This is a genomic window from Bacillus tequilensis (assembly GCF_012225885.1).
GTDB classification, from domain to species: Bacteria; Bacillota; Bacilli; order Bacillales; family Bacillaceae; genus Bacillus; species Bacillus tequilensis.
In genome coordinates this window covers 2138981-2165734 of record NZ_CP048852.1, presented here as the reverse complement: position 1 = coordinate 2165734, position 26754 = coordinate 2138981, and the positions used below count along the sequence as shown (strand labels likewise).

Sequence of the window (26754 nt, the reverse complement as noted above, 5' to 3'; positions counted from 1 at the left end):
TGCTCTTTTTCATCGTTTTTTATCAAGTTTGCTGAATAGCTCGATTAATGAAGCAAGTTCGGCATCACTGTAGCAGTCGAAGCGTTTAAAGAAATATTCCGTTTTTTTCTCGTTGAAATGCTGAAGGACTTTTTCGCCTGCTTCGGTGATATGAATGCGGATGATGCGTCTGTCTTCCTTCGATCTGATTCTCGTAATCCATTCCTTTTCTACCAGCGCATCAGTCACAGCAGTAATGTGGCTTGCCGATACCTCTAAAATTGGCGCAAATTCGGTGACTTTTTTAGGACCTTGCTCGCTGAGGATCCGCAGAATGGTAAATTCATTCCGCGACAGTTCTTTATCTAGAATTTCATTGATTTCATTCCGTATTTGTTTAAAGACTTTACGAAGTAAAGTTTCCATATCATACATCATCTGTGTTCTTACTTTCAAATTTGTGAACCTCCATTACATAAGCATATTGCTTAAAACCTATAAATTTTATTGAAAAGCAGAATCATTTTCATTCTATTTTTACATGCTATAATATAATAATACCACGTATTAACAAAGGAGGCACCAGTATGTCTGAAAAAAAAGAAATCGCCACATTTGCAGGAGGCTGTTTTTGGTGTATGGTTAAACCTTTTGACGAACAGCCGGGGATTGAAAAAGTGGTGTCCGGGTATACAGGCGGCCATACTGAAAACCCTACGTATGAAGAAGTGTGCAGTGAAACGACGGGACATCGTGAAGCCGTTCAAATCACGTTTGATCCTGATGTATTCCCATATGAAAAACTGCTTGAATTATTTTGGCAGCAAATCGATCCGACAGATGCTGGCGGGCAGTTTGCTGATCGCGGCAGTTCCTACCGCGCAGCCATTTATTATCATAACGATAAGCAAAAGGAGCTTGCGGAGGCTTCCAAACAGCGTCTGGCGGAAAGCGGCATCTTTAAAGATCCAATTGTAACGGACATTTTAAAGGCCGAACCTTTCTATGAAGCGGAAGGCTACCATCAGCATTTTTATAAAAAGAATCCAGCACATTATCAGCGCTACCGGACAGGTTCCGGACGTGCCGGATTTATTCATCAGCATTGGGGGGCGAAATAAATGGCGCACAATAAAGAAGAAAAAATAAAGTCACTAAACCGCATGCAATATGAGGTGACGCAAAATAACGGCACGGAGCCGCCGTTTCAAAATGAATATTGGGATCATAAGGAAGAAGGGCTGTATGTCGACATCGTGTCAGGCAAGCCATTGTTTACATCTGAGGATAAATTTGATTCCCACTGCGGCTGGCCAAGCTTTACAAAACCGATTGAGGAAGAAGAAGTAGAAGAAAAGCTAGACAAGAGCCACGGCATGATCCGCACAGAAGTCAGAAGCCGTACTGCTGATTCTCACCTCGGCCATGTATTCAATGACGGGCCGGGGCCAAGCGGGCTTCGTTACTGCATAAATTCAGCAGCGCTGCGGTTTGTGCCGAAGGAAAAGCTAAAAGAAGAAGGATACGAAAGCTATCTGCATCTCTTTGATAAATAAAACACCAAAAAACAAGCCTGCCTATTGGATAGACAGGCTTGTTTTTATGCCTTTTTTTCTTGATGCAATTCTTCAATAATCTGATAATCTGGGTAATTCTTTCGTAATGAGAGTGGCTTGATCCGATTGATACCCTGGAAAGTTGACTTTGCGAAAATCAGGATGTTTTTCCGGCTCTGGAAGGATCGCATAAAGGTTGCCCCATTCATACCCAACTTCATGAGGAGATGTTAGTTCTTCGTGAAGTTTTTCACCTTAGCGCTTGCTGACTTCTACTGCAGCCGGCCGCGGGAGCCCGTGCTGCGAGGCATATTCTTCAAAACATGAATCAGTTCTTCAAGTTTCAATGATTCCATTTTGTAGTTTTGCAATAGCTGCTGATTGCAATGTCAGTATAGCCGCATCGACTATGCTCATAAAAAATCTGGTCATGTTCTTGTCTGTGATGGTCAGTGGTTCGCCCTCCATCATTTGTTCAAATAAAATAGGAATGACCGCCCCCTTGAGCCGAGAACATTACCGAAGCGGACAGAACAAAGCATGGTTCCTCTGTTTTGAACGTGGCGGTTTGCTTGATGAAACAGCTTTTCAGATAACAGCTTGGTGGCCCCCATTGTGTTCATAGGAGATACACTGTTTATCTGTACTGATATTGACGACATGATTCACACGATGTAACAGGGCAGCCTTCACCACATTCTGCCCGCGATGAGATTGGTCTCTTCACATGTCGGAACCTGTTTCAGCGCAGCCGCGTGAAAGACGATACCTACGCTTTTCATTACCTATTCACCCTTCTGCGATCACACACATCTCCGAGTGCAAATAAAAGCCGCTTATCCTCCGCATACTTTTGGCTCATGACAGTTTACTGTTCTTCAGCTGAATACAATCACTTGTTTGGGTGTAAGCAGCAAAAGGCATTTGTCAAAACAGAAAAATAAACAAAACTGCAGAATAATTTAACTAAATGAATAATGTACTAAATATTCATTGTAGATTTATTTCGCACAGCAAAAACAACTCTGTCAATCTCTTCTCACGTGCCATGCAGGCAAAAGTGATTTAAGAGTCAGGAAAACTATAAAAAAGGTTCATGCAATAAACGGGGATAAAGGAAAATTGAAAAGCATTACAGCTCCTAAACATCCTATTTCACTGATTTTTCTAAGGTTTACGGATTCAGCCTGTATCACAGCAAGGAAACGGGAGCTTTTCATGCATTAGTGACCGGCAAACAAGGCGAATTTGAGCAGTATGAAATTGTGATAATGGAAAGGGGGATGTGACAGGGAAAAGAGTGCGTGAATGTAAGCTGAGAATGAAAAAATCGTTCATAACAATGAACGATTTTTTAAGAAAGCGCCAGATGAATCGCCTTTAGTTTTACAGGGAGCTCATCAAACGTATTTGCGGGTACGGTCTCTTTGTAATTGGATGCTGCTGCTTTATGCCGTTCCTCAGGATGGTTAATATAGAAAGCGGCTTTTTCCTTAAAGTCGTTGATGCTGTGATAAGAAATAAAGGATGAAAAAGGAGGGGCCGCGGGTAAATCTGTTAATTGAAATGCTTCGCATGCAGCGATATCAAATGTTCGGTTATTAAAACTGACGTTTTTGATGCGCATATGATTTTTGTTGAAAGCGAAATGATAAGGACGATGTGCATTGATCACGATGTCCGCCCCGTTATAATAATGGACAGCCTGTTCGGGCGGAACCCATGTGCTGACGACATCGATATGCGGCTGTTTGAGTACTTTTTTAGGCAGATATTTTCTCCATTCCGTACCGATTACTCGAATCGTGTAAGGCAGATGTACCGCTTCTTTCATAAGCTGAACCCGATTAGGGTAAGGATAGCCGATCAGAAGCAGATTTGAATGGAAGGAATGTTTTGTGTCCATTTTTTTAAACAGCCGATGATTAACCGGAATGGGAATGTAATAGACGTGCCGCCAGCCAAGCTCACGATAATAAAGAGCGGCGTTTTGTTCAATTGTTAATATGGCGTCAGCGTGCTTCATCACCTGAAGACTGATATCAATATAAAACGGGTCTTCGGTCAGCCAAACGTATACGGGAATACCCTTACCCTTTAACCAGGTCAGCCAGTCGTGAGGAACGTGGTCTCCAACCATCATAAGTGCGAAGTCCGGCTGAAATGTTTCGATCTTCATCAAAGATTCTCTTTCAGGTTTATATGCAATCATATACTCTGTATGAGTGTTCTGAAAACACTCTTCAGCCCAGCGATCAAAATAACTGTATATTCCTCCGTATCCCGACTGGATATACAAGACTTTCATCGGGTGTTATGAAAAGAACGTTACGCTTTCTACTTTATCTACATCAATTAATGTTGTAGCTTGGCCTGCCGGAGTGACGGAGCTTTCCTGTGTGACATAAACAATACCATGAACCTGATCAAAATCAACGAAGACAACCGGTCCGATCATGTCACCAGAATCAGTCACAATGCTGAGTGTCGTGCCTGGCGTAACTCTGGCAAAAATCCATCTTGGCGGAAGGGAAGGGTCTAAAAGAGATTCTGTCGTAACCGTTTCACTTTCATCTACTTTTTGATCGATGGCAGCTTCAAGCAAGGCTTTAAGATTACTATCCATGTTTTCTCCTCCTTCTGTTGCAGTTGGAAATAAAGGACTTAAAACGGTTTTAATCAAATCCTTTTTTAACTGTGCATTTTCAGAGCTCATTACATACACCTCCTATTCAATAGTGAACTCACGTTAATCATATTCTTCTGGCTGTTATTTGGTATGAGTCGAACGCCGTACCTGATCTATTTTTCATGTATTTAAGGAAAATGCTGATTTTTTAATGGAATGGACATAGTCCTATACCATAAATCAAAGTTACTCATATTGTGAAACAGAGACAAGGATAAGGGAGAAGGATGATTTAGATTTAGAGAATCAATTGGATCAAGAAGAAAATCGAGATGAACTGCATTTTATTTTGCTTTTGCTAATTCTGCTGATACGTCAATTGTCTTTTGAAGGAAATCTATTTGATCTCAGACGCCAGCTTGTATTTGCAAAAGAACATGGTGTACCGGTTTCAGCGGTTCATCTGTCGAATGGAAATATGCTTTAAAGCGTCATCGCAAAAGAGGTTCTGACAGATGTGGTTGTTTTTCAAAACCCGTTAAATAACATGGGATCTAATCTCGCACTCTCAAGTGGTAAGCTGGGGTGCTTTTTAAATGATGTCAGATGCTCTGCTTACAGCAGAGCTGTTTTTATGTTTGACGATGGGGGGCTGTATAGGTGGGAGAGAAAGTGTCTATTATTTTAACAAGTTACAACAAACCTGATTATCTGCAAAAAGCGATTGAAAGCGTCATGAAGCAAACTCATGATCTCTGGGAGCTTTTTATTATGGATGATCATTCTAATGAAGAAACGACTGCGGTGATTCACAAGTACCTTCATGACCGGCGCATTCGTTATCAAAACAGTTTTATACATCCTGCTGAACGATTAAAAACAACCCGTTATGCCACATTAATCAATGCCGCACTCCCATTTACTGACGGCGATTACATTTCCTATCTCACTGATGACACTGTTTATCATCCAGAGAGGCTGAGCCGGATGGTGCAGACGTTTTCAGATAAGCCTGAGGCACAGGCAGTCTATTCAAAACAGAAAGTTGTACATGTAAACGAACGGGGAGAGGAAATCTCATATTTCTATAGAAATGCCAATACAGTGCTTCATCAGGCTGCATTTCAAGTCGATCACTGCTCAGTTATGCACCGTCGTTCGTTACTTGATCGTATTCACCATAAATATGGAAACTATTGGGATGATGATATGAAGCATTGGAATCATGGGGACTCAATTTTTTGGTCCAGGATCAACAACTTTGCCCCCTTTCTGCCGATAAATGAAGTATTAGATATAACCTATAAAACCCCTGATTCATTTCAAAATGCTTATCGGTTTCTGCCCGCCGATTTGATTGACGGCTCTTTTGTAAAAGGTTCAGATCAACATGTGTATTTTTTTGATCAGGGTGTCAGGCATCCTGTCGGGGAAAGATGGGGTTCATTGTATCTAAATCGGACTGTGGCAGTTCCAGATCCATATTTATTCCAATATAGGATCGGGAAAATTTTAAACATTCCGAATTATATTGTAGTGAAGGAAGCTGACCAGCCCGCAATATTTTATATCGAAGCCGGAAAAAAAAGGCGGATTGCCGGTCAGTATGCTTTTCAGTTTTATCAATTTAAAAGAAAAGACATACTGACAATTGAAAAAGAAGAACTAGCGGCGCTGCCGGAAGGGCTGCCAATTACGCGGGAACGCTCTGAATTGATTGAAAATCCGCCTGGACGAAGGCTGTTTTTCATAGAGCGTGAGCCGTTTTTATTTTTAAACGGCGTATTTCACCCGATTAGTAAACAAGTAGCAAGGAAGTTCTTTTTACATCATAAGCCAATCTCCGCTTCTTTCCGAAATATTCAGCAATTTCCAATTGGAAAGCCGTTTGATCCGGTGTACGATGAGATTATAAAGAAATTAAATATTGCAACTGAATAAAGGGATAGGTCATAAAAAGGAGACGTTCATGACAGGACATTATTCAAAAACGGAACATCAATATATATTGTTAACGTCTGAATTAGAATCGTTTGATCATTACAGTGTTTATAGAGATTCGAAGCTTCCGCAAATTTTTTCTCATAATTTTGTGCAGCTCCATGATACGTTTCCGTTGGAGCGGCTACTGGATTTTTTGCCATCCGTACCAAAGCTGCTTGATGCGAATTATCTCCATTTAAAAGCGTCGCCAAAGCATGTTTTTCCGCTCGGTTTGAAGCAATCGCTAGTGAAAAACGGGTTTGTCGTCGAGGATGAGCTGTTATATGACATGAAGCTTATTGACTGGAAGGAGCAGGTGGGTCATCCGATAACGGCATGGGGGACAGCAAAAAGCCTTAGTGATGGATCTTCTATTATGAAAATTTACGATTCGATTTATATAGGAGAAGCGATCGCTCAACAAAAATTAAAAAGAAAATATCCTTTTTACGAAGCGGGAACGATCATCCTTGTTGTTTGTTACAGCGACGAGGCTCAGAAGATTCCCATCGGGTGCGGCGAGCTGTTCATTCATCCACAAGAGAAAACAGCTAAAATCGAAGAAGTGGCCATTTTGGATCAGTTTCAAAGGAAGGGCTATGGCAGTATCTTAGTGAAAGAAATGCTGTCCATCGCCAAGTCACTAGGAATGGAAGCAGCCTATTTAGTGGCTACAAGTACTGATGGCGCTACCCATTTTTATGAAAAGCTGACGTTTAAAAAATATGAGCGGGTGCATACTGTTTTTCATTATTTCCTTACATGAAATAGGCGATTGCACAAACCATTTGGGACTTGGCCCGCATAAAATGCCGTATATCGTGATAAGAAAGGATGAAACCAGCATGTATGGATACCCTGGATACGGTTACGGGTGTGGCTGCGGGATAAATACATTTGTATTGATTGTTGTCTTGTTTATTTTACTAATTATTGTCGGAGCCACTTTCATTTGCTAGATGATGATATTCAAAAGGAGTCTTTCTATTCAGGAGGGCTCCTTTTTGTATGAAAAAGTTTTTGCGGGGAACGTCATGACGCAATTTGGACACTCATACAATAGATCAAAATGGTTTTTGAGGTGGGAACATGAGCAGTTATTTGATTAAGCCCGAGCTTAGTTCGGCCTATCCGGTTGTCAGTTATGCAAAGGGTTCATATGTTTATGACCAGACCGGAAAAAGATATCTTGACGGCTCATCAGGTGCGGTGACATGCAATATCGGCCACGGGGTTCGTGATGTGACTGAGAAGCTGAAAGAACAGCTTGATCAGGTGTCTTTTGCTTATCGCTCACAGTTTACGAGCGAGCCTGCCGAGCAATTAGCCGCACTCTTGGCCGAGGAGCTGCCGGGAGACGTGAATTGGTCTTTTTTTGTCAACAGCGGATCGGAAGCGATAGAAACAGCTATGAAAATCGCCATTCAGTATTGGCAGGAAAAAAAGCAGACACAAAAATCCATCTTTTTGTCACGATGGAGCAGTTACCACGGAATAACTTTGGGAGCGCTTTCATTATCGGGCTTTTATGAAAGGAGATACCGGTTCACCCATCTCATTGAGCGGTATCCAGCTATCTCAGTTCCACACATGTATCGGCTGAATCATGGGGCAGAAGAAAACCTTGTTCAGACTGCAGCTGATGAACTGGAAACTGCGATCAAAAGAATCGGGAGCCAATTTATCGCCGGCTTTGTGGCTGAGCCTATTATTGGGGCAGCTGGAGCAGCGATCACTCCGCCTCCGGGATACTATGAAAGATTAAGTGAAGTATGCCGCACGCATGATGTGCTCTTTATTGCAGACGAGGTGATGACAGGGGTTGGAAGAACAGGAAAAATGCTCGCGACAGAGCATTGGCACACTGTTCCTGATATTGCTGTACTGGGGAAAGGGCTAGGCGCCGGGTATGCGCCTATTGCTGCTGCCGTTGTATCTGATCCTATTATTGAAACGATCAAACAAGGTTCAGGTGTGATTATGAGCGGCCACACGTATAGTGCACATCCCTATTCGGCCAAAGCTGCTTTAGAAGTTTTGCGGTATGTGTTAAAGCATGGCTTGATCAAACAATCAGAAAAAAAGGGAGCTGTGCTGAAGAAGAAGCTTATAGATGCGGCTTCTCAAAGCGAAATCATAGGTGATGTGCGCGGAAAAGGTCTGTTATTAGGCGTTGAATTTGTTGCAGACAAGAAAACGAAGAAAGTGTTCCCGCCAGAACGGGCAATTACCCAGTTTATTGTCGGTGAGGCGAAAAAACGCGGACTGATAGTATATCCTGCCAAAGCAGGAATAGACAGCGGGGAAGGAGATGCTGTTATAATTGCTCCTCCTTTTACGATTTCAGATGATGAAATGAAAGAACTTATATCTATTTTTTCAGAAATAGTTGCAGCGGTCGAAAAAAAACTGAAAAAGGGTTGAAATGAAATGGCGCCATTTCGAAAAACGATCAGCATCGAAACAGCAATTGCGGATGTTCAGGACGGATCCGTCCTGATGTTTGGCGGTTTTGGGGGAGTCGGCTCGCCTCCTTCATTGATTGAAGCTATATTGGACAGCGGTGTAACAGATTTAACCGTCATTTGCAATGATGCCGGTTTTCCGGAAATAGGGATCGGTCCGCTTATTGTCAATCAACGGGTCAAAACCCTGATCGCATCGCATATCGGTTCTAATCCTGTAGCCGGAAAACAGATGACAGACGGAATATTAGAGGTCCAATTTTCACCGCAGGGAACGCTTGCAGAACGGATTCGCGCCGGCGGAGCGGGACTCGGCGGCATTTTAACCGATGTCGGTATTGATAATCAAATGGTCTGTGAAAAAAAGGACATCGTGACTGTGGCAGGAAAGCGATACTTGGTTGAAGAGGCGCTGACGGCAGATTTTGCCTTCATCAATGCGCACATTGCCGATGAATTCGGCAATGTGACGTATGACAAAACAGCGCGCAATATGAACCCGCTTATGGCAATGGCCGCCAGGAGAACCTTTGCCGAAGCTGAGCGTATCGTCCCGATGGGAGAAATCTCCGAAGAAATGATTGTTACACCGGGGGTTTTTATCGAGGGGGTTGTGAGAAGCGAAGGAGTGAAGTGGAAATGGGCTTGGGAGTAACAGAGAGAGAACAGATTGCGAAAAGGGCCGCTTCTGAAATCAAGCAGGGCATGATTGTGAATCTCGGCATCGGCATCCCATCCTTAGTGCCGAACTTTTTGCCGTCTGATATGCAGGTCATGCTTCAGGCGGAAAACGGTGTGCTCGGGATTGGCGAAAGCCCTCATCAGGGGGAAGAGGATAAACATTTATGCAACGCCGCAGGATATCCTGTCCGTGCTGTAAAAGGGGCATCTTATTTTGATACAACGATGTCTTTTGCGATGATCAGAAAAGGCAAAATCGACATTACGATTTTAGGAGCCCTGCAGGTGAGCCGCTCAGGCGATTTGGCAAATTGGCTCGTCCCGGGAAAAAAGGTGCCGGGCATGGGCGGGGCGATGGAACTGGCCCAAAAGGCGAAAAAAGTGGTTGTCGTCATGAGTCATACTGATCAAAAGGGAAGACCTAAATTAACGGAGACATGCACGCTTCCTTTAACTGCAGCAGGCTGTGTAGATTTGATCATTACTGAAAAAGCGGTTTTTGAGGTTGACGGCTATCATTTTATTTTAAAAGAGCTGATGAACGGCTCGACAATCGACGAGGTGACGAAGCTGACTGAAGCTGAAATCAAAATAGATATGCCTTTTTCTTAAAAGGGGGAATGAGGATGGAAGAGATTGAGAGAAAAGTAATCGGGTGGCTTGATCAGCATTCAGCCAAAGCCATTCGTCTTCTCAAAAGGCTGATCGGAGAAAAAAGCACATTGGGCTCAGAGTTTAACGCTCAAGCAGTCGTGCTTGAAAAGCTCCGGCAATTTCAGATGGACATTGACGTGTGGGAGCCAAGCCTAAAGCAATTAAAACAGCATCCCTACTTTAAATCGGATCGTTCTGATTTTCATGAAAGCCCGAACATTGTTGCCAAAAAAACGGGAGCGGGCGGGGGCAGGTCACTGATTTTAAACGGTCATATCGATGTTGTGCCTGAAGGCAGTCTAAAGGATTGGACGTATGAGCCATTTCAAGCTGTCGAAGAAAACGGTAAAATATACGGCCGCGGCTCAACGGATATGAAGGGAGGCAATACAGCCCTTCTTTTTGCTTTAGAAGCTCTGCACGCCTGCGATGTCAAATTGAAGGGGGATGTATTGTTTCAAAGTGTTATAGATGAAGAGTGCGGCGGTGCAGGAACACTGTCTGCCATCATGAGAGGCTATCGTGCTGACGGCGCGCTGATTCCGGAACCCACGAATATGAAACTTTTTATAAAGCAGCAGGGCTCAATGTGGTTTCGGATCACAGTGAAGGGATTGGCGGCACATGGAGGCACACGCTATGAGGGAGTAAGCGCGATTGAAAAAAGCATGCACGTGATCACAGCCATACAAGAGCTGGAGAAAGTCCGCAATGCGAGAATATCAGATCCGCTGTATGACAATGTCCCCATACCAGTACCGGTGAATATCGGCACTATCTCAGGCGGTGCATGGCCATCTTCCGTTGCAGACCGTGTCGTTATTGAAGGAAGATGCGGAATTGCTCCCCATGAACAACCAGAAGCCGTAAAACTTGAATTGGAAAACTGGCTGAAGGATTTAGAATACCGTGACGAATGGTTTAAACGCCACCCGGTAAAAGTGGAATGGTTCGGCGCTCAATGGCTGCCAAATGATTTACCTGATGATCATCCTTTAATTTCAGTGCTGCAATCAGCCTATCAAAAAATGAAACGGACAGCGCCAATCACCGAGGCCTCGCCATGGGGAACGGACGGAGGGCTTTTATATCATGCGGGAGATACGCCAGTGATTGTATTCGGGCCTGGGGAAACAAAAACAGCCCATCAGGCAAATGAATACATTGAGGTTGAAGCCATGATAGAATCTGCTAAAATTATTGCGCTTTTTGTTATGGATTGGTGCGGGGTTCATACAGACGGGGAGGATGCGGATGCTAAAGTCGATAAAGAGTAACGGGGTCACAGCTGTTCTGGACCATGACGGATTTAATAAACGAATCAGAGTGGTTCATTATGACGGAGCCATTGAGAAGGCTCTGCCTGAAATCGTGGCAGCAGCAAAAGAAGAGGAGGCGGAAAAAATCATCGTCTATGCGAAACAGCATGATGAGACAGGGCTTGCCAAGCAATTGTTTGCGCCGGAGGGTTTTCTCAAGGGCTATTATCTCGGCCATCCGGCATGTGTCATGGTCCGTTATCTCACAGAAAACCGGAGGCAAACAGATTCTTATGTAAAGGAACATGAGATGATAGAAGCTTTATATCGCACAGCGCCTCGCCTCCGAAGTGAAAATAAACCGGATTTTACGATAAGAAAAGCAGAAGCAAATGACATGTATCAGCTATCGATGCTGTATAAAAAAGTATTCCGTACGTATCCGACCCCAGTATTTGATCCAGCTTATATTGAACAGACGATGAATGAAAATACGATATATTATGTCATGTTTGATCATGACAGTCTAATCAGCGCAGCAAGCGCAGATATCAATCCAGAGCTGGGTCATGCTGAAATAACCGACTGCGCTGTGCTTCCGGAATATCGCGGATGTTCGCTGACGAGCTTTTTAATCGAAGCATTAGAAAAAGAAATGGCAGAGCAGGAAATCTTTAATGTGTTTTCTCTCGCCCGTGCTGCGTCTTTTGGGATGAATGCTGTGTTGTACCATTCCGGTTATCAATACGGCGGAAGGCTAATCAATAACTGCTATATATCCGAAGGTCTTGAAAACATGAATATATGGTGCAAGCACCTGTAAGTGAAAACGTTGCGCGAGGAGGAATTCATTTGGAAAGCAAATGGTATAAACCGAAACGGCATTGGAAGGAGATCGAGTTATGGAAGGACGTTCCGGAAGAGAAATGGAACGATTGGCTTTGGCAGCTGACACATACGGTAAGAACGTTAGATGATTTAAAAAAAGTCATTAATTTGACCGAAGATGAAGAGGAAGGCGTCAGAATTTCAACCAAAACGATCCCCTTAAATATTACACCTTACTATGCTTCCTTAATGGACCCCGACAATCCGAGATGCCCGATCCGCATGCAGTCTGTACCGCTTTCTGAAGAAATGCACAAAACAAAATACGATCTGGAAGACCCGCTCCATGAGGATGAAGATTCACCGGTGCCAGGTTTGACGCACCGCTATCCCGACCGTGTGCTGTTTCTTGTCACGAATCAATGTTCCATGTACTGCCGCTACTGCACAAGAAGGCGTTTTTCCGGACAAATCGGAATGGGTGTCCCTAAAAAACAGCTTGATGCTGCGATTGCTTATATCCGCGCAACACCCGAAATCCGTGATTGTTTGATTTCAGGCGGTGACGGGCTGCTAATCAATGACCAAATTTTAGAATACATTTTAAAAGAGCTCCGCAGCATTCCGCATCTGGAAGTCATCAGAATCGGAACAAGGGCGCCTGTCGTCTTTCCGCAGCGCATTACCGATCAGCTGTGCGAAATACTGAAAAAATATCATCCGGTCTGGCTGAACACCCATTTCAACACAAGCATCGAAATGACAGAGGAATCCGTTGAAGCCTGTGAAAAGCTGGTGAACGCAGGAGTGCCGGTCGGAAATCAGGCCGTCGTGTTAGCGGGTATTAATGATTCGGTCCCCATCATGAAAAAGCTCATGCACGACTTGGTAAAAATCAGAGTCCGCCCATATTATATTTATCAATGTGATCTGTCAGAAGGGATCGGGCATTTCAGAGCCCCTGTTTCCAAAGGTTTGGAGATCATTGAAGGGCTGAGAGGCCATACCTCAGGCTATGCGGTTCCTACCTTTGTTGTTGACGCACCGGGCGGCGGAGGGAAAATCGCCCTGCAGCCAAACTATGTCCTGTCGCAAAGCCCTGACAAAGTCATCTTGAGAAATTTTGAAGGTGTGATTACGTCATATCCGGAGCCGGAAAATTATATTCCTAACCAGGCTGACGCCTATTTTGAGTCCGTTTATCCTGAAATCGCTGACAAAAAGGAGCCGATCGGGCTGAGTGCTATTTTTGCTGACAAAGATGTCTCATTCACACCGGAAAATGTAGCCCGAATCAAAAGAAGAGAGGCATATATAGCGAATCCGGAGCATGAAACATTAAAAGACCGGCGTGAGAAAAGAGACCAGCTAAAAGAAAAGAAATATTTGGCGCAGCAAAAAAAGCAGAAAGGCGCTGAAAACGGAGGCGATTCTTCATGAGAACATGCGAATGGTGCGGCGAGCTTAAAGCGGTACCCGGCAGGAACACGGTATACTGGGAGCTCCCTGATGGAACAAGAGCTATAGAACTGACAGACACCCCCGCCATGGTGTGTGCTTCCTGCGGAATGACCTATCAGGAGGAAGCCACAATAAAGGAGGTTGAGGATCAGCTGCTTTTGATTCAAACAAAAAAACTGCCCGAAAGCCTGACGTATCAGCAGCTCATGGAGACAGAAAAGATTCTGAAACGCAATTATTTTGACTTCTCCTGAATGATTGTTCGGTATTCTTTTGTTGTAATTTTACACTTGAATTGTATAATAGAACAACAAAAGACAGACACCAGGAGGGGAAACCCATGAAATCCTTTTATCACTATTTATTGAAATACAGACACCCGAAGCCGCAGGACAGCATCAGTGAATTTGCCAATCAAGCTTATGAGGATCACAGCTTCCCAAAAACCTCAACTGATTATCATGAAATCAGTTCATATTTAGAGCTGAACGCAGATTATCTTCATACGATGGCCACGTTTGATGAAGCTTGGGATCAATACGAGGCTGAAGTGCACGGCAGATAGTAGCTGGTTCATCCGCAGATCACTGCGGATTTTTTTATGCCCTCACCCATATATAATTGGATATTTCCTTTGGTTTTCATGCCCATGCGAATCGGAGTCACCCGGCATACGATAGCGTATGAGAAATGTTGCGGCGAGGGGGAGACACCATGAAGCAAAATAAACCGAAATTCCAAGTAGGGGATGTTGTAGTCGTTATAATGTATGGAACAGTCGGCACCATTACAAAAGTACACCAAATTGATAAACACTATCTTTATGAAGTGAATCATAATGAAGTCCTATACTTTGAATCGTCCATTCAGCTTTATAAAGATTATGAGGGTGTCATTGTCGACATGGAAAAACTTGATATTGAGTATGAATTCCTTATTGGAGACGTTGTTTATGTAAAAGATTATGGAAAAGAACTCTTTCGCATTATCGGCCACAGAACAGAAATTTGGAGATATTTAGAAGACGGATGGGAAGATATTATTTATGAGCTGACCCGTTTAAAGGATGGAGAGTGGCTTGAAACGGAGGAAGAGGATCTCACGCTGGTTCTAAGAAAATATGAAATGGACCAGTTTGTACATCAGCTGTTGTTTGTCCACTATGTCGGAGAAACTGGCCATGAGATCGGCGAAGATATCGCATCGTCTGCTCTTCTTCAGTTTGAAGGCGATGATGAAGATCAAGATACCCTTCACATCCTTGCTGTATCAATTGTTGATGAGCTTCTGGATATTTATAATGACTACAAAATTTTGTACGAAATGTTTCAAGATGAAGAGTATAAAGATATGATGATGTTTGTTTTGGAAAGTTTAAAAGAGCATTTCAGTTAGTTTGTGAACAAACGGATTAAAATATATAAAAAATAAGGCAGACAGCCCCATATCATGACATGCGTCATTCCTTTGAGCGTTTTTTCCATTATGATATCAAATCGTTCTCCGTCCAGTGCTTCCATCATTTTAGCAATCATTGGCGTCAGCCTCCTATGGCTTGTTTTTTATTCAATGTATATGATTGAAAGAATTGTTTAGAACACAGGGTATAATTCAGCCTGTTTTTTCATAAAACATAAAAAAGGAGGCGGTACGGAGATGAAAGAAATAGATCTTGTAATTGATACGGAAGAAATCGCTGAATTTTTTTACAGAGAGCTTGCAAGACGGGGCTACATACCGAGTGAGGATGAACTGTTTGAAATCGCTGATATTACCTTTGATTATTTGATAGAAAAATGTATGATAGATGAAGAGCTGGATGAAGAGGATTGAGGCTTAAAACCGGAGCGGTCAGCTCCGGTTTTATTATTCGTGTTCTATGACTTATGTGAAAATCGAGGTGGTTACATGTACAAGCCCTTTAGTCTGTTTCTTTTCTTTCTTTTTCTCGCTGCAGCCATTCATGCAAATGCTGTTCAATCAGCAGATGAAACGATAAGCAAGGCAGCTATTTTAATCCGTCAGCCATGGCTGAATGATGTCATGACAGGGATCACGTATCTTGGTACTTCTTCTTTTTTGCTTCCTCTTATCGTAATGATTGGGGCTGTGCTGTTTTTTTACAGAAAAACATGGGACGGGCTTTTGATGCTCTTCGTATTCGGCGCCGATCGGCTGTTAAACAAAGTCTTAAAAGAATGGATCGAACGAGTGAGGCCTGATTTTGCTCCGCTGGTTCATGAATCATCCTTCAGCTTTCCGAGCGGCCACTCCATGAACACTGCCTGTGTCTATCCTGTCATTGCCTACTTTTTAGTGAAACACCTCCCGTTTTTCTCTAAATATAAAAAAACGGTATACACCATAGCTGGAGTCATCACAGTTTTGGTCGGCATAAGCAGAGTCTATCTGGGCGTTCATTTTGTGACCGACGTGCTGGGAGGCTTTAGTCTCGGCTTGCTTCTGTTTTTCCTGGTAAAAGGTTTTGACGAAAAGATAAAGCGGTTTCGACAAAAATAGAGAGAGGAAAACGTGGCAAAAACGCCAATATGTAAAAGAAATAAAAGGGAGGGGATCTTGATGATGTTATCCGTGTTTAAAAAGAAGTCTTGTTCCTATGACGTGACAATATTCCAAACACCCCGGTTTGGCGAAAAAAAAGGCTACAGAGCCGTCTATCGAACTGAACTGAACGGGAGCGATCATCAAGACGTGCTGAAAAGAGCATTCTCTGTGTTTAATGTATTTGACACCGTTCCAAGTGATTATGATGCGAGATTTATGGCCACTGGGGACGTGATTCTGATTGATGAAGGCAGAAAAGGGAAAACATACTACAAACTGCTCCCCGCCGGATGGAGAAAAATCAATCGTCTGATTGTACAAACGACATAACGAAAAGAAAACTGCGGATTTCCGCAGTTTTCTGCAGTTTAAGGCTTGCGCTTGGCAGCAGAATACTCTTTCCCGTGCGCCTCTTCAGCTGCAATGACATCTTTTGCGGGTATATGATTGTTCTTTTTTTGGCCGGTGATCCTGTTGCGCTGTTTTTTACCCATGTCTCATCCCTCCTTCCTGCGGTTAGGTTTTCAAATAAACACCTCGATTATCCCGTTTTTCTCAGGAAGTGCCCAAACGGCTCCGGAACATTTCTTTTTTGGCGATATTCCTTTATAATCAATGACTGAAGTTTGTCTCATTATGACTTTCGTTGTAAAATGAACGGACTGAATGATAATTTAGATTTACAGGAGGATATGAGATGAGTGTACATATAGGTGCTGAAAAAGGACAAATTGCAGATACAGTGCTTTTGCCGGGAGATCCTCTCAGAGCAAAATTTATTGCTGAAACGTATCTTGAAAATGTAGAATGCTACAATGAAGTCAGAGGTATGTATGGATTTACGGGTACATATAAAGGCAAAAAAATCTCCGTGCAAGGCACGGGAATGGGCGTTCCGTCTATTTCGATTTATGTAAATGAATTAATACAAAGCTACGGCGTGCAAAATCTAATAAGAGTAGGTTCTTGCGGGGCTATCCGTAAAGATGTTAAAGTGAGAGACGTCATTTTGGCGATGACTTCCTCAACTGATTCACAAATGAACAGAGTCGCTTTCGGAAGCATTGATTTTGCGCCATGCGCCGATTTCGAGCTTTTGAAAAATGCTTATGATGCCGCAAAAGATAAAGGTGTGCCGGTAACGGTAGGAAGCGTATTTACAGCTGATCAGTTTTACAACGACGATTCGCAAATTGAAAAGCTTGCAAATTACGGAGTGCTTGGCGTTGAGATGGAAACAACTGCATTGTATACATTAGCAGCGAAGCACGGAAGAAAAGCGCTGTCAATTCTCACCGTGAGCGATCATGTATTAACAGGAGAAGAAACGACAGCGGAAGAGCGTCAAACCACATTTCATGATATGATAGAAGTGGCTTTGCATTCTGTGTCACAATAAAATAAATCAAGAGGCGTGCTGGGTGCCGGCAGCCTCTTCTTTATGGATGCGGAAACGATTGATAAAAGGAAGGTAATGTATGTATGATGAAAAAGTCTGGTAAATGGTTCTCACTGGCTGCCGCTCTGAGTGTAACGGCAATAGTCGGAGCCGGCTGCAGCATGTCAAATGGAGATGCTCAAAAAGATACGAAAACCACAGCAGAAACTAAGCAATCAGAACAAAAAACAACTGATGCGAAAAACACAAACACCCAGAACAGTGAGTTTTCATTGGAAAGCAAGTATTTCAATGATATTAAAAAAGTGGATGGTCTGGAAACCATTCAAAATCCAGAAAATATACTGGCGCTTGTCAATAAACAATACGCGCTGCCCGGAAACTATGAACCTAGCGATCTTGTCATACCTGATGTAGAGTTTTCTTTTGAAGAAAAGATTCAAAAACGTTACATCAGAAAGGAAGCGGCCGACGCATTAAAAACGATGTTCGATGCTGCGAAAAAGGAAGGCTATGAACTGGCAGCTGTCTCAGGCTACCGTGCGTATGACAGACAGAAAGTCATTTTTGACAATGAAGTAAGCCTTAAAGGGGAAAAGAAGGCAAAAGAAGCGGTCGCTTATCCGGGTGAAAGCGAGCACCAAACAGGCCTTGCGATGGACATTTCCAGCCGAAGCAACGGCTTTGAGCTAAATGAAGCGTTCGGAAGCACGGCAGACGGAAAATGGGTGCAGGACAATGCTTATCAATATGGCTTTATTATTCGCTATCCGAAAAATAAAGAGGATATCACGAAATATGAATATGAGCCATGGCATCTGCGCTATGTCGGCAAAAAGGCTGCAAAAGTTATCCACGATAATGATTTAACGCTGGAAGAGTATTTTGAAAAAGTGAAGAAAATTTAAAAGGAAAAGCCCGCTTACTCTAGATAAGCGGGCTTCATTGTGTCTGGTGAATCTAGTGCTGGTTCTTACCAGAAGAATAAACCAGCAAGAGCGACCCCTGTAATTAAACCGAGGGAAATACCGTAAGCTGCTCCAAATCCCCAAGAACCGCCCCAATATCCGTAACCGAAACCTCTTGGCCCTCCGCCGGTCGGAGCTATAAAAACTCTGTTTCTGGTTACATGGGTAATTCTGCCGACGTGAACTCTCCCGCCTCTTTCTGTAATTCTGACGACTTTACCTTGATGGTTTCTGCAAAGGTGGTAATATCTTTCCAATATTGTTTCCCTCCTATACTGACTTTCTATCAGCATATGATAGATGGGAGAAAAAGGTTGGACGAAAACAGGGGGCAAAACGCCGTTTTACTTATAAGCAATAAAGATACAATGACCCATGTACTCTCTATACATCTGCATGAGTTCATAATGTGTTTGAAGCGTATCGTAATACATAGGGTCAATCGTTTGCGATAAATCCATCTCTGTGGTTGGCTCAAATTCCATGTCATCAGGGAGAAGTGACATCGCTTCCGTTTTATGGAACCCGTATGATTTCAGGAGCTTATGCCACTCGGATTCTTCATGTAAACAAGTAAAACCGTAAAAATCCAGCATTTGCTTCTTTTCTGCAGGCGGCATCGGTTTTTTTAAAGCCGCTTCGATACCAATCAGCATCCCGCCGGGCTTCAATACTCTTGCAATTTCTTGAAGAGAGGATGTCAGATGGGAAAAACTGAGGACGGATTCTGACAAGACGCAGGAAAAGGACTCAGAAGAAAACGGGAGGTGTTCTAGTTCCGCCTGATATGCAGGGATGGCAAGCCCTTCATTTGCAAATCTTCTTTTCGCTTTCTCAAGCATGATAGGATCTTTATCAACGACTGTTACAGGATACAGCAAATGTCCTAAATAAGCCGCTGTTTGCCCCGTTCCGCATCCGGCATCAAGAATCGGCTGATTCGGGGAGGGCGCAGCCTTTTGCAGGACCGCTTTTGAAAAAGCCAAACCGCCAGGATGCGCTCCTGCGACACCGAATAAGGACAGCATTTCTAAATATCGGCTCAATATCAAATCCTCCTTTTTCTTTATCATATGTCGTATAAAGACATAGGTTTATGAAAAGCGAAAGAAGGGCGTTTCTCTTTCATTTCTGCTCCGAGTTGACGAATAAGAATTCGTCCATGATAATAATGTAAGAAGAAAAAGGTGGTGTTTAATTGAAACGGCAATTAAAACTGTTTTTTATTGTGCTGATCACTGCAGTTGTCGCTTCAGCGCTTACTTTATTTATTACGGGCAATTCCAGCATCCTGGGCCAAAAATCAGCAGGCGCGGGAGACAGCAAGTTCGACAAATTAAATAAAGCGTATGAGCAAATCAAAAGTGATTATTACCAAAAAACAGATGATGACAAATTAGTAGACGGAGCAATTAAAGGAATGATTCAATCTCTGGGTGATCCGTATTCCACATATATGGATCAAGAGGAAGCAAAATCATTCGACCAAACGATCTCTGCTTCCTTTGAAGGGATCGGAGCCCAAGTAGAGGAGAAAGACGGTGAAATCCTTATTGTGTCGCCGATTAAAGGTTCACCTGCTGAAAAAGCCGGAATCAAACCGAGGGACCAAATCCTTAAAGTGGACGGAAAAAGCGTCAAGGGCATGAATGTAAATGAGGCCGTCGCTTTAATCCGAGGTAAAAAGGGCACAAAAGTGAAGCTTGAGCTGAACAGAGCGGGAGTCGGAAATATTGATCTTTCCATTAAGCGCGATACCATCCCTGTAGAAACCGTCTATTCAGAGATGAAAGCCAATAACATCGGTGAAATTCAAATCACTTCTTTCTCTGAAACCACTGGTAAAGAGCTGAAAGATGCGATTGACAGTTTAGAGAAAAAAGGCGCCAAAGGCTATATTTTAGACTTAAGAGGCAACCCGGGGGGCTTAATGGAGCAGGCGATTACAATGAGTAACCTGTTCATTGACAAGGGTAAAAACATCATGCAGGTTGAATACAAAAATGGTACTAAAGAAGTTATGAAAGCTGAAAAAGAACGAAAAGTCACGAAGCCGACCGTCGTTTTAGTCAATGACGGAACAGCCAGCGCCGCGGAAATTATGTCTGCTGCCCTTCATGAATCGTCAGGCATACCGTTAATCGGCGAAACGACATTTGGCAAAGGCACAGTGCAGACAGCAAAAGAATATGATGATGGTTCCAACGTCAAACTGACAGTTGCCAAATGGCTGACTGCCGATGGTGAGTGGATTCACAAAAAAGGCATCAAGCCTCAAGTGAAAGCAGAGCTGCCTAATTACGCAAAGCTGCCTTATTTGGACGCGGATAAAACGTACAAATCAGGTGATTCAGGCACAAACGTCAAAGTAGCTCAACAAATGCTCAGAGCACTTGGCTACAAGGTAAAGGTCAACAGTACATATGACCAAAATTTCGTATCTGCCGTCAAACAATTCCAGAAAAAAGAGAAGCTGAAAGAAACAGGCGTACTGACTGGCGATACAACAACGAAATTAATGACAGAACTTCAAAAGAAGCTGTCTCATAATGATACACAGATGAAAAAGGCTATTGAAACGCTGAAAAAACAAATGTGAAAAAAACCATACGCGGCAGCCGCGTATGGTTTTTTTATGCACCCTTTTGATTCGGGTTAGCGTCTTGTTTTTTACCAAATAATCCTTCAATGACAGGATTGGATCCTGCCTTTTTGACGAACAGCGGATTCAGAATAACCACAGCAATGATGTTTGCGGCCAATCCCCAGAATCCTTCATAAATGCCATGTGCGGATTGAGTGGTATACACAATAAACGTAACCGCAAGGCCGGCTAATAATCCGATAACTGTCGCTTCTTTCGTTTGGCGCTTCCAGAATAGACTGACAGCAATCGCCGGGAAGATTTGCACCATGCCGGATACACCTAATAGCTGGAGTGTCACTAAGGCAGTCGGGAACAGCATTCCAAACAGAAGCGCGAGACCGATCACAACAAACACCATTGAGCGTGTGATAAGGGTCAGCTTGCTTTGAGACACATTTGGATGAATCAAATCCCGATATAGGTTGTTAGCGAATAAATTCGATGCCCCAATTGCCATAATGGAACATGGTATTAATGAAGCAAGAGCGATCGTGGCATATGCAAAACCTTGTGCCACGCCGCCGTAAGATGTTTGAATCAAATGCAGCAGCGCCAATCTTGGATTTGTATCTTCCGGCAGGACAAGAAAGGCGATAAAGCCAAGAAAAATGACCAAAATTAATACAATATTATAAAGCGGCAAAAACATGCTGTTTTTTCTTATTGCATCCGCGCTTTTCGCCGTGAAAACACCTGTGGCGGCATGTGCCCACATAAAAAGTGCGAGAGCGGAAACGATAGATGCTGTAATAAACCAAGGAATGCCTTTTGGCCCTTCTGTTGGTATTGTCAGCATTTGCGGCGCTTCCTTCACTAACGTGTCAATCATCGGTGTCCAGCCGTTAAAATGAATGAGAGGGAGGGACACCACCATAAATAGCATAATCACCCAGACTAAAATGTCTTTAATGATCGCTGTAAATGTAGGACCTTTAATCCCGCTGAAGAATGTGTAAAGAGCAACTAGAAAAAATGAGATGATGACAACGAATTTTACATTAATATAGCCGGTGCCGGCAACCTGAAGCGTATCTTGAATGCCGCTCAGCTGAAGGCATATGTACGGAATCAGCATCAGCACACCGATGATGGCGACGAGGCTGGCTAAAAGTTTACTGTCAAAACGTTCCCGGGCATAATCCGCAAGTGTTGTTAATTTGTGAATTTTCGCAACTTTCCAAAGTTTCGGCAAGAAGAAGTAGGCGATAAAGTAAGCCAGCACAGAATAAGGAATGGCGAAAAATGCAACACTTCCGCCCGTATATGCGGTACTGGTTAACCCTAAGAAAGTATAAGCAGTATAGAGGTCAGCGCCTACTAAAAACCAGACGAGAAGACCGCCGAAGCGTCTGCCGCCCACTGACCATTCTTCTACTGAGGTTCGTGAAGATTTGTCCCTTCCGGCGAGAAATCCGATACAGACAACGGTTAAAACGATAATAGCTGTAATAAGAAGTGCAGTGAGATTCCCTTGCATTATTCAAATCCTCCATCTTTTTTTTGCATCTGATAAATCCCAAACGAGCAAAATGGCGTAATGATAACCCACAACAGCAGCCAAAAGTGGAAAAACGGAAGACCGAACATAATCGGATCGATTCGATTCACAAGCGGCAATAGCGCAAGCTGAGCGAATGGCAAAAGAATGAGAATAACAATAAGTGCTTTTTTAACCATTTACTTTCCTCCTGAAACATGATAATGCTCACTATAATAGCAGTTGTTAGAAAAGATCACAAGATAATTATTAGAAAAAAATGATTTTTTCAATTATTTAATGCAAACACATGGTTTGCATCCTTCTCAATAAAGGTTTAAAATAATAAACATCTTGAAATCGAGATAAATAGGAGTGGGAAAATGAAAACAGAAGGATTGCACCATGTCACAGCATTCGCCAAAAATCCGCAGGAAAACTTGCGGTTTTATACAGAAGTGCTTGGGCTCAGACTTGTCAAAAAAACAGTAAACTTTGATGATCCCGGAACGTATCATTTTTACTTCGGGAATCAAAATGGAGATCCCGGTACAATTATAACCTTTTTTCCGTTTCAAGGAAGCGGACAGGGAACGGTAGGAAAAGGCCAAGCGGGCCGGGTGTACTTTTCAGTTCCTAAGGGCTCCCTGTCTTTTTGGAAGGAACGTCTTGAGACAAACGGACTAAATCTTGAGGAGATAACGTTATTCGGTGAAAAGGCTCTTATGTTTGATGATACGGAAGACCTTCCGCTAGCGATCATGGAGGATGCAAAAAGCGGCAAAAGCGAGTGGACGCCTGAGGGCATTTCCGAACATGAAGCAATTATTGGAATGAAAGGCGTGCTGCTGTATTCCTATGACCCGCAGGCGACCATACAATTTTTAACCGAAAGCTTTGGATACGTCAAAGCGGGGGAAGAAGACCAGATTGTCAGACTGACATCCTCAGCTGCAATCGGCAATGTCATTGACGTACATTTACACACTGAAAAAAGAGGTGTGGGAGGTTATGGAACTGTACACCACGTAGCATTTCGGACAACAAAAGAGGAACAGGCGAAATGGCTGCCGGTTATTGCGGAAAACCATCTTCCTTCGTCAGAAATCCTTGATAGAGAATACTTTACATCCGTTTATTTTAGAGAGAAAGGCGGTATCTTATTTGAAATCGCCACAGATGAACCGGGCTTTATGACAGATGAAATGTTTGATGAGCTTGGGACTTCATTAAAACTGCCTGAATGGCTGGAGAAACATAGACGACAAATTACAGACGTTTTGCCTGAACTTTAGAAAGGGGAATTTATAATGAAGCATATTTATGAAAAAGGAACATCAGACAACGTACTTTTGCTGTTACATGGCACTGGCGGAAATGAACACGACCTGCTTTCGTTGGGGCGGTTTATAGACCCTCATGCCCATCTGCTTGGAGTCAGAGGCTCGGTGCTTGAAAATGGAATGCCGCGTTTTTTCAAACGTCTGAGTGAAGGTGTCTTTGATGAAAAGGACCTCGTGGAACGGACAAGGGAATTGAAAGATTTTATCGACGAGGCTGCAGAAACACATCAATTTGATCGCGACAGAGTCATTGCGGTCGGTTATTCAAACGGAGCAAATATTGCGGCAAGCTTGCTTTTTCACTATAAAGATATCTTAAAAGGGGCTATCCTGCATCATCCAATGGTTCCGCTTCGCGGTCTTAAGCTGCCTGATATGTCGGGACTTCCCGTTTTTATCGGTGCCGGGAAATACGATCCTCTCTGTACGAAGGAAGAATCAGAAGAGCTTTACGGCTATTTGCGTGACAGCGGGGCAGCAGCCTCCGTATTCTGGCAGGATGGAGGCCATCAGCTGACACAGCATGAAGCTGAACAGGCTCGCGATTGGTACAAAACTGCGATTGTATAATAAAAAAACCTTAGTCCGACATACGGACTAAGGTTTTTCATATCCTTACAGCCAAGTTGACATTTTTGAAAGCGGCAAACGGTTGCTTTGGTGGGCTGGTTTTACGGCTTTTCCGATTGAAATAAGCATAACAGGAACGTAGCGCTCACTGATATCAAATTGTTTTTGGAACTGCTCTTTGTTAAATCCGCCGATTGCGCAAGTGTCATAACCTTTTGCTTTTGCGGCAATCATAAGCTGCATAGCGGCTAATGAAGCATTTAAGAAAGCGGAATCACGCGCGAATTGTTCGCTTTGGTAAGCACCGTTGATTTGGCCGAGCAATGTTTGTTTGATTTCATCTGTAACATAGCCTTGGCTTACTAATTCAGCGTAAACTTCTTCACCGTTTTCATTTGCTTTTAAATCGCCTAAAATGGCAACAACAGCAGAAGACTCAACGATTTGTTTTTGATTATACGCTACAGGGAGAAGCGACGCTTTTGACTCATCGCTGTGGAATACTGTGAAATGCCAATGCTGAAGGTTCCAAGCTGAAGGCGCTTTAGCGGCCAGGTCCAATAACTCAGTCAGTTCCTCCTTAGAGATGGGGGCATTTGTGTCATATTCCTTTACAGATGCACGTGCTTTTAAAACATCCAGAGTATTCGTCATAGTGTTTCCTCCTTCGGATAAACGTGGTATGATAATAGAAAAGTTAGAAACTTACTAAATGTAACTTGAAAGATTATTGTAATGGATCATTGAATACATGTCAATCAATAGATGAAGGGATGGAGACTTGTGGGAAATACAATGTGTCCTAAAATGGAATCCGCTTTCTCATTGCTGGGAAAACGATGGAATGGTCTGATCATCCACGTGCTGATAGATGGACCGAAACGGTTTAAAGAGATAACGGAAACAATACCGATGATCAGCCAAAAAATGCTGGCGGAGCGCCTGAAGGAGCTAGAGCAAAACAAGATCGTCGAACGGCAGGTTCTCCCTGAAACGCCGGTCAAAGTCATCTATACGCTGACTGAAAAAGGAACAGCACTTCAAGCTGTTTTTCAAGAGATGCAGGCGTGGGCCGATCAATTTTGCGAGCCGGGTGAAACGATGTGTGACAAAGAGAAATAAGAACAAAGGCGTCCGGGAAAGAGCCTTTGTTTCGATGATAAAGTCATGTAAATGGTGGATCATACCGTTTACATGACTTTTTATGTTTAACAGAGTGAGCCGCCTGAGCTCGCGGTTCTTTTACGGATTTGCAGCAATATGAAGAGAAGGTTATTTGTGGGAAATAGGAAATGGTGAATCCGTGAAAAAGTGGAGGATAAATAAGAGAACCTCTGATAAAGCTCTCTTTTTTTACTGTTTTATGGTTTTATCGTTTTCTATTCCATGACTCAGTGCGTAGCCCAATCGTTTTTCGTGCTTGTTGAATACTTTACGTATAGGCAGACATAAAGGAGGAAAAATCATGTACCCTCATTTTTCATATTATCGCGGGGATCCAGGTCCAGCGGGATACCCGGCGCGCAGTCCTTTCTTGTTTGGCGCTCCTTTAGTCGGCGGTTTAATAGGCGGTTTTCTTGGGAGTGCTCTCTTTAACTATGCCCGTCCCTATGCCTTTCCGCCTGGCCCCTATGGATATGGAGGCGGGCCGTATGGCTTTGGTGCCGGCGTGCCATACGGGGGATATCCCGGCTTCTATTAATAAAAAACGGCCTGCCTCAGTGCAGGCCGTTTTTTATCGGATGATTTCTACCTCGGACATATTGTAATCTTGCTGCTTTTGAAACATGATTTCCAAAAGGCCATCCTTATAGACGGCTTTTGTTCCTTTCCGTTTGACTAAACAAGGAAGGTTTACTTTTTTTGGATGATCTGAATTCGGGAAGTTTTCTAACAATAATTCGTGCGATGTGTGTTTGATCCTCACCTGTTCGAGCTGGCCTTCGCTGATTGGCATCTTTACAAACACATGATCTGCTGTTTCGATTATATCTATATCAGGTTTAGCGTCTGGTTTTGCATCAGGTTTGGCGGGCTGTTCTTTTTGGGGAAGCGGATCTCGAAAAGGAAATTGAGCCGCATAATCACTGCCGAATACACTTTCCATCACACGATTTACATAGGTCTCTACTTCTTTTGGATCAGCTTTTTTTAACGCTTCCTTAGAAAATTGATTGTGGAAAGGAAAGTACTTGTTCCACTCAAACATCGTCGTCACACCCTTTCTTCATGGACAAAATAGTATATGCCCGCCAGATCTTTCACGTGATATAATATAAGATGCTCTAAA

At 43.2% G+C, this 26754-nt stretch carries 35 protein-coding genes and 3 pseudogenes; 26 read left to right on the top strand and 12 right to left on the bottom strand.

The window, feature by feature from the left end; all coding sequences use genetic code 11:
* Positions 1-9: 9 nt before the first annotated feature.
* Positions 10-435 carry a MarR family transcriptional regulator gene (locus G4P54_RS11430; protein ID WP_003241533.1) on the bottom strand — a complete coding sequence of 142 codons (426 nt, stop codon included), beginning with the start codon at positions 433-435 and terminating at the stop codon, positions 10-12.
* Positions 436-566: 131 nt separating this feature from the next.
* Between G4P54_RS11430 and msrA the strand changes: the two genes are divergently transcribed.
* Together msrA and msrB are read left to right on the top strand one after the other, a co-directional pair.
* Positions 567-1100, top strand: coding sequence for a peptide-methionine (S)-S-oxide reductase MsrA (msrA, locus tag G4P54_RS11425; protein ID WP_024715335.1), 534 nt, complete (start codon positions 567-569; stop codon positions 1098-1100).
* Positions 1101-1535, top strand: a complete 435-nt coding sequence (gene msrB / locus G4P54_RS11420; RefSeq protein ID WP_167872719.1) for a peptide-methionine (R)-S-oxide reductase MsrB — start codon at positions 1101-1103, stop codon at positions 1533-1535.
* Positions 1536-1871: 336 nt separating this feature from the next.
* Here msrB and G4P54_RS21370 read toward each other — a convergent pair.
* Positions 1872-2317 (bottom strand): annotated as a pseudogene (locus G4P54_RS21370) (polysaccharide biosynthesis protein).
* A gap of 268 nt (positions 2318-2585) precedes the next feature.
* On the opposite strand from G4P54_RS21370, the pseudogene G4P54_RS21365 reads away from it, so the two are divergent.
* A pseudogene (locus G4P54_RS21365) lies at positions 2586-2886 on the top strand (phytase); the annotation flags it as partial.
* Positions 2887-2889: 3 nt separating this feature from the next.
* Here G4P54_RS21365 and cgeB read toward each other — a convergent pair.
* Positions 2890-3843 carry a spore maturation protein CgeB gene (gene cgeB / locus G4P54_RS11400; protein ID WP_167872718.1) on the bottom strand — a complete coding sequence of 318 codons (954 nt, stop codon included), beginning with the start codon at positions 3841-3843 and terminating at the stop codon, positions 2890-2892.
* 6 nt (positions 3844-3849) lie between these two features.
* On the bottom strand, positions 3850-4251 hold the full coding sequence (gene cgeA / locus G4P54_RS11395) for a spore crust protein CgeA (protein WP_024715338.1): 402 nt from the start codon (positions 4249-4251) through the stop codon (positions 3850-3852).
* Positions 4252-4438: 187 nt separating this feature from the next.
* On the opposite strand from cgeA, the pseudogene cgeC reads away from it, so the two are divergent.
* The 13 genes and pseudogenes from cgeC to G4P54_RS11330 all read left to right on the top strand — a co-directional run bounded on the left by cgeC (position 4439) and on the right by G4P54_RS11330 (position 14890).
* Positions 4439-4760, top strand: a pseudogene (cgeC, locus tag G4P54_RS11390) (spore maturation protein CgeC).
* 64 nt (positions 4761-4824) lie between these two features.
* Entirely contained in the window at positions 4825-6105 is a 1281-nt protein-coding gene (cgeD, locus tag G4P54_RS11385; RefSeq protein WP_024715339.1) for a spore maturation glycosyltransferase CgeD, read from the top strand.
* Positions 6106-6133: 28 nt separating this feature from the next.
* Positions 6134-6913: a spore maturation N-acetyltransferase CgeE gene (gene cgeE, locus G4P54_RS11380; protein WP_167872717.1), complete on the top strand. Its 780-nt coding sequence runs from the start codon at positions 6134-6136 to the stop codon at positions 6911-6913.
* A 79-nt stretch (positions 6914-6992) separates the two neighbouring features.
* On the top strand, positions 6993-7106 hold the full coding sequence (locus tag G4P54_RS21655) for a YjcZ family sporulation protein (protein WP_032682117.1): 114 nt from the start codon (positions 6993-6995) through the stop codon (positions 7104-7106).
* A 130-nt stretch (positions 7107-7236) separates the two neighbouring features.
* Positions 7237-8571: an aspartate aminotransferase family protein gene (locus tag G4P54_RS11370; RefSeq protein ID WP_167872716.1), complete on the top strand. Its 1335-nt coding sequence runs from the start codon at positions 7237-7239 to the stop codon at positions 8569-8571.
* Between the two features lie 6 nt (positions 8572-8577).
* Positions 8578-9267, top strand: a complete 690-nt coding sequence (locus tag G4P54_RS11365; protein ID WP_167872715.1) for a CoA transferase subunit A — start codon at positions 8578-8580, stop codon at positions 9265-9267.
* A complete protein-coding gene (locus G4P54_RS11360) occupies positions 9252-9905 on the top strand; it encodes a 3-oxoacid CoA-transferase subunit B (RefSeq protein WP_167872714.1) in 654 nt (217 codons plus the stop codon). Before G4P54_RS11365 ends, G4P54_RS11360 begins: the two co-directional genes overlap by 16 nt.
* 8 nt (positions 9906-9913) lie before the next feature.
* A complete protein-coding gene (locus G4P54_RS11355) occupies positions 9914-11224 on the top strand; it encodes a peptidase (RefSeq protein WP_167872713.1) in 1311 nt (436 codons plus the stop codon).
* Positions 11202-12029 carry a putative beta-lysine N-acetyltransferase gene (gene ablB / locus G4P54_RS11350; RefSeq protein WP_167872712.1) on the top strand — a complete coding sequence of 276 codons (828 nt, stop codon included), beginning with the start codon at positions 11202-11204 and terminating at the stop codon, positions 12027-12029. Before G4P54_RS11355 ends, ablB begins: the two co-directional genes overlap by 23 nt.
* A 29-nt stretch (positions 12030-12058) precedes the next feature.
* Positions 12059-13474, top strand: coding sequence for a lysine 2,3-aminomutase (gene kamA / locus G4P54_RS11345; RefSeq protein WP_167872711.1), 1416 nt, complete (start codon positions 12059-12061; stop codon positions 13472-13474).
* Entirely contained in the window at positions 13471-13749 is a 279-nt protein-coding gene (locus G4P54_RS11340; RefSeq protein ID WP_167872710.1) for a YokU family protein, read from the top strand. Before kamA ends, G4P54_RS11340 begins: the two co-directional genes overlap by 4 nt.
* Positions 13750-13835: 86 nt before the next feature.
* A complete protein-coding gene (locus tag G4P54_RS11335; RefSeq protein WP_010331315.1) occupies positions 13836-14060 on the top strand; it encodes a YozE family protein in 225 nt (74 codons plus the stop codon).
* A 149-nt stretch (positions 14061-14209) separates the two neighbouring features.
* A complete protein-coding gene (locus G4P54_RS11330; RefSeq protein WP_024715348.1) occupies positions 14210-14890 on the top strand; it encodes a germination protein YodN in 681 nt (226 codons plus the stop codon).
* Here G4P54_RS11330 and G4P54_RS11325 read toward each other — a convergent pair.
* Positions 14887-15030, bottom strand: a complete 144-nt coding sequence (locus G4P54_RS11325) for a hypothetical protein (protein WP_024715349.1) — start codon at positions 15028-15030, stop codon at positions 14887-14889. The two genes, G4P54_RS11330 and G4P54_RS11325, sit on opposite strands and share 4 nt — an antisense overlap.
* A gap of 121 nt (positions 15031-15151) precedes the next feature.
* Between G4P54_RS11325 and G4P54_RS11320 the strand changes: the two genes are divergently transcribed.
* The 3 genes from G4P54_RS11320 (at position 15152) to yodL (ending at position 16390) form a co-directional block, all read left to right on the top strand.
* On the top strand, positions 15152-15328 hold the full coding sequence (locus G4P54_RS11320) for a YozD family protein (RefSeq protein ID WP_167872709.1): 177 nt from the start codon (positions 15152-15154) through the stop codon (positions 15326-15328).
* A 75-nt stretch (positions 15329-15403) separates the two neighbouring features.
* The gene (locus tag G4P54_RS11315; RefSeq protein ID WP_167872708.1) at positions 15404-16015 is read left to right on the top strand and encodes a phosphatase PAP2 family protein; all 612 of its coding nucleotides are present in this window, start codon (positions 15404-15406) and stop codon (positions 16013-16015) included.
* A 60-nt stretch (positions 16016-16075) separates the two neighbouring features.
* Positions 16076-16390 carry a shape determination protein YodL gene (gene yodL / locus G4P54_RS11310; protein ID WP_167872707.1) on the top strand — a complete coding sequence of 105 codons (315 nt, stop codon included), beginning with the start codon at positions 16076-16078 and terminating at the stop codon, positions 16388-16390.
* Positions 16391-16428: 38 nt separating this feature from the next.
* Here yodL and G4P54_RS11305 read toward each other — a convergent pair whose 3' ends face one another.
* A complete protein-coding gene (locus G4P54_RS11305; RefSeq protein ID WP_003218142.1) occupies positions 16429-16554 on the bottom strand; it encodes a hypothetical protein in 126 nt (41 codons plus the stop codon).
* Positions 16555-16757: 203 nt separating this feature from the next.
* Here G4P54_RS11305 and deoD point away from each other — a divergent pair, with 203 nt between their 5' ends.
* Both deoD and ldcB read left to right on the top strand, forming a co-directional pair.
* Positions 16758-17459, top strand: a complete 702-nt coding sequence (gene deoD, locus G4P54_RS11300; protein ID WP_024715352.1) for a purine-nucleoside phosphorylase — start codon at positions 16758-16760, stop codon at positions 17457-17459.
* Positions 17460-17545: 86 nt separating this feature from the next.
* Entirely contained in the window at positions 17546-18367 is an 822-nt protein-coding gene (gene ldcB, locus G4P54_RS11295; protein WP_024715353.1) for an LD-carboxypeptidase LdcB, read from the top strand.
* Positions 18368-18432: 65 nt separating this feature from the next.
* Here ldcB and G4P54_RS11290 read toward each other — a convergent pair whose 3' ends face one another.
* Together G4P54_RS11290 and G4P54_RS11285 are read right to left on the bottom strand one after the other, a co-directional pair.
* Positions 18433-18684, bottom strand: a complete 252-nt coding sequence (locus G4P54_RS11290) for a hypothetical protein (RefSeq protein WP_024715354.1) — start codon at positions 18682-18684, stop codon at positions 18433-18435.
* Positions 18685-18771: 87 nt separating this feature from the next.
* On the bottom strand, positions 18772-19473 hold the full coding sequence (locus G4P54_RS11285; RefSeq protein ID WP_024715355.1) for a class I SAM-dependent methyltransferase: 702 nt from the start codon (positions 19471-19473) through the stop codon (positions 18772-18774).
* A 152-nt stretch (positions 19474-19625) separates the two neighbouring features.
* On the opposite strand from G4P54_RS11285, the gene ctpA reads away from it, so the two are divergent.
* Complete coding sequence (gene ctpA, locus G4P54_RS11280; protein WP_167872706.1) at positions 19626-21026, top strand: carboxy-terminal processing protease CtpA; 1401 nt, start codon at positions 19626-19628, stop codon at positions 21024-21026.
* A 34-nt stretch (positions 21027-21060) separates the two neighbouring features.
* Here the strand turns inward: ctpA and G4P54_RS11275 are convergent, their stop codons facing one another.
* Both G4P54_RS11275 and G4P54_RS11270 read right to left on the bottom strand, forming a co-directional pair.
* Positions 21061-22551, bottom strand: coding sequence for a sodium:solute symporter family protein (locus G4P54_RS11275; protein WP_024715357.1), 1491 nt, complete (start codon positions 22549-22551; stop codon positions 21061-21063).
* The gene (locus G4P54_RS11270) at positions 22551-22751 is read right to left on the bottom strand and encodes a DUF3311 domain-containing protein (RefSeq protein ID WP_167872705.1); all 201 of its coding nucleotides are present in this window, start codon (positions 22749-22751) and stop codon (positions 22551-22553) included. Before G4P54_RS11270 ends, G4P54_RS11275 begins: the two co-directional genes overlap by 1 nt.
* 183 nt (positions 22752-22934) lie before the next feature.
* Between G4P54_RS11270 and G4P54_RS11265 the strand changes: the two genes are divergently transcribed.
* The gene (locus G4P54_RS11265) at positions 22935-23846 is read left to right on the top strand and encodes a ring-cleaving dioxygenase (RefSeq protein WP_167872704.1); all 912 of its coding nucleotides are present in this window, start codon (positions 22935-22937) and stop codon (positions 23844-23846) included.
* A 15-nt stretch (positions 23847-23861) separates the two neighbouring features.
* The gene (locus G4P54_RS11260) at positions 23862-24464 is read left to right on the top strand and encodes an alpha/beta hydrolase (RefSeq protein WP_167872703.1); all 603 of its coding nucleotides are present in this window, start codon (positions 23862-23864) and stop codon (positions 24462-24464) included.
* Positions 24465-24509: 45 nt separating this feature from the next.
* On the opposite strand, the gene G4P54_RS11255 is transcribed toward G4P54_RS11260, so the two are convergent.
* Positions 24510-25118 carry a nitroreductase family protein gene (locus G4P54_RS11255; protein WP_024715361.1) on the bottom strand — a complete coding sequence of 203 codons (609 nt, stop codon included), beginning with the start codon at positions 25116-25118 and terminating at the stop codon, positions 24510-24512.
* Between the two features lie 129 nt (positions 25119-25247).
* On the opposite strand from G4P54_RS11255, the gene yodB reads away from it, so the two are divergent.
* Both yodB and G4P54_RS11245 read left to right on the top strand, forming a co-directional pair.
* Positions 25248-25586, top strand: coding sequence for a transcriptional regulator YodB (gene yodB / locus G4P54_RS11250; RefSeq protein ID WP_024715362.1), 339 nt, complete (start codon positions 25248-25250; stop codon positions 25584-25586).
* A 343-nt stretch (positions 25587-25929) separates the two neighbouring features.
* Positions 25930-26166 (top strand): hypothetical protein, encoded by a 237-nt coding sequence (locus tag G4P54_RS11245; protein WP_167872702.1) that lies wholly within the window; start codon positions 25930-25932, stop codon positions 26164-26166.
* Between the two features lie 33 nt (positions 26167-26199).
* On the opposite strand, the gene G4P54_RS11240 is transcribed toward G4P54_RS11245, so the two are convergent.
* Positions 26200-26673 carry an Hsp20/alpha crystallin family protein gene (locus tag G4P54_RS11240; RefSeq protein WP_024715364.1) on the bottom strand — a complete coding sequence of 158 codons (474 nt, stop codon included), beginning with the start codon at positions 26671-26673 and terminating at the stop codon, positions 26200-26202.
* Positions 26674-26754: the final 81 nt, after the last annotated feature.

Coding starts and splice junctions, on each gene's coding strand:
- ablB (WP_167872712.1), top strand. CDS start 11,202: ATGCTAAAGTCGATAAAGAGTAACGGGGTCACAGCTGTTCTGGACCAT.
- G4P54_RS11305 (WP_003218142.1), bottom strand. CDS start 16,554: ATGGGTAAAAAACAGCGCAACAGGATCACCGGCCAAAAAAAGAACAAT.
- G4P54_RS11335 (WP_010331315.1), top strand. CDS start 13,836: ATGAAATCCTTTTATCACTATTTATTGAAATACAGACACCCGAAGCCG.
- G4P54_RS11370 (WP_167872716.1), top strand. CDS start 7,237: ATGAGCAGTTATTTGATTAAGCCCGAGCTTAGTTCGGCCTATCCGGTT.
- ldcB (WP_024715353.1), top strand. CDS start 17,546: ATGAAAAAGTCTGGTAAATGGTTCTCACTGGCTGCCGCTCTGAGTGTA.
- deoD (WP_024715352.1), top strand. CDS start 16,758: ATGAGTGTACATATAGGTGCTGAAAAAGGACAAATTGCAGATACAGTG.
- cgeB (WP_167872718.1), bottom strand. CDS start 3,843: ATGAAAGTCTTGTATATCCAGTCGGGATACGGAGGAATATACAGTTAT.
- msrA (WP_024715335.1), top strand. CDS start 567: ATGTCTGAAAAAAAAGAAATCGCCACATTTGCAGGAGGCTGTTTTTGG.
- G4P54_RS11330 (WP_024715348.1), top strand. CDS start 14,210: ATGAAGCAAAATAAACCGAAATTCCAAGTAGGGGATGTTGTAGTCGTT.
- cgeE (WP_167872717.1), top strand. CDS start 6,134: ATGACAGGACATTATTCAAAAACGGAACATCAATATATATTGTTAACG.
- G4P54_RS11275 (WP_024715357.1), bottom strand. CDS start 22,551: ATGCAAGGGAATCTCACTGCACTTCTTATTACAGCTATTATCGTTTTA.
- G4P54_RS11355 (WP_167872713.1), top strand. CDS start 9,914: ATGAGGATGGAAGAGATTGAGAGAAAAGTAATCGGGTGGCTTGATCAG.
- msrB (WP_167872719.1), top strand. CDS start 1,101: ATGGCGCACAATAAAGAAGAAAAAATAAAGTCACTAAACCGCATGCAA.
- G4P54_RS11240 (WP_024715364.1), bottom strand. CDS start 26,673: ATGTTTGAGTGGAACAAGTACTTTCCTTTCCACAATCAATTTTCTAAG.
- G4P54_RS11325 (WP_024715349.1), bottom strand. CDS start 15,030: ATGATTGCTAAAATGATGGAAGCACTGGACGGAGAACGATTTGATATC.
- cgeA (WP_024715338.1), bottom strand. CDS start 4,251: ATGAGCTCTGAAAATGCACAGTTAAAAAAGGATTTGATTAAAACCGTT.
- yodL (WP_167872707.1), top strand. CDS start 16,076: ATGATGTTATCCGTGTTTAAAAAGAAGTCTTGTTCCTATGACGTGACA.
- G4P54_RS11255 (WP_024715361.1), bottom strand. CDS start 25,118: ATGACGAATACTCTGGATGTTTTAAAAGCACGTGCATCTGTAAAGGAA.
- G4P54_RS11315 (WP_167872708.1), top strand. CDS start 15,404: ATGTACAAGCCCTTTAGTCTGTTTCTTTTCTTTCTTTTTCTCGCTGCA.
- G4P54_RS11260 (WP_167872703.1), top strand. CDS start 23,862: ATGAAGCATATTTATGAAAAAGGAACATCAGACAACGTACTTTTGCTG.
- G4P54_RS11340 (WP_167872710.1), top strand. CDS start 13,471: ATGAGAACATGCGAATGGTGCGGCGAGCTTAAAGCGGTACCCGGCAGG.
- G4P54_RS11360 (WP_167872714.1), top strand. CDS start 9,252: ATGGGCTTGGGAGTAACAGAGAGAGAACAGATTGCGAAAAGGGCCGCT.
- G4P54_RS21655 (WP_032682117.1), top strand. CDS start 6,993: ATGTATGGATACCCTGGATACGGTTACGGGTGTGGCTGCGGGATAAAT.
- G4P54_RS11320 (WP_167872709.1), top strand. CDS start 15,152: ATGAAAGAAATAGATCTTGTAATTGATACGGAAGAAATCGCTGAATTT.
- G4P54_RS11245 (WP_167872702.1), top strand. CDS start 25,930: ATGTACCCTCATTTTTCATATTATCGCGGGGATCCAGGTCCAGCGGGA.
- G4P54_RS11265 (WP_167872704.1), top strand. CDS start 22,935: ATGAAAACAGAAGGATTGCACCATGTCACAGCATTCGCCAAAAATCCG.
- G4P54_RS11270 (WP_167872705.1), bottom strand. CDS start 22,751: ATGGTTAAAAAAGCACTTATTGTTATTCTCATTCTTTTGCCATTCGCT.
- G4P54_RS11365 (WP_167872715.1), top strand. CDS start 8,578: ATGGCGCCATTTCGAAAAACGATCAGCATCGAAACAGCAATTGCGGAT.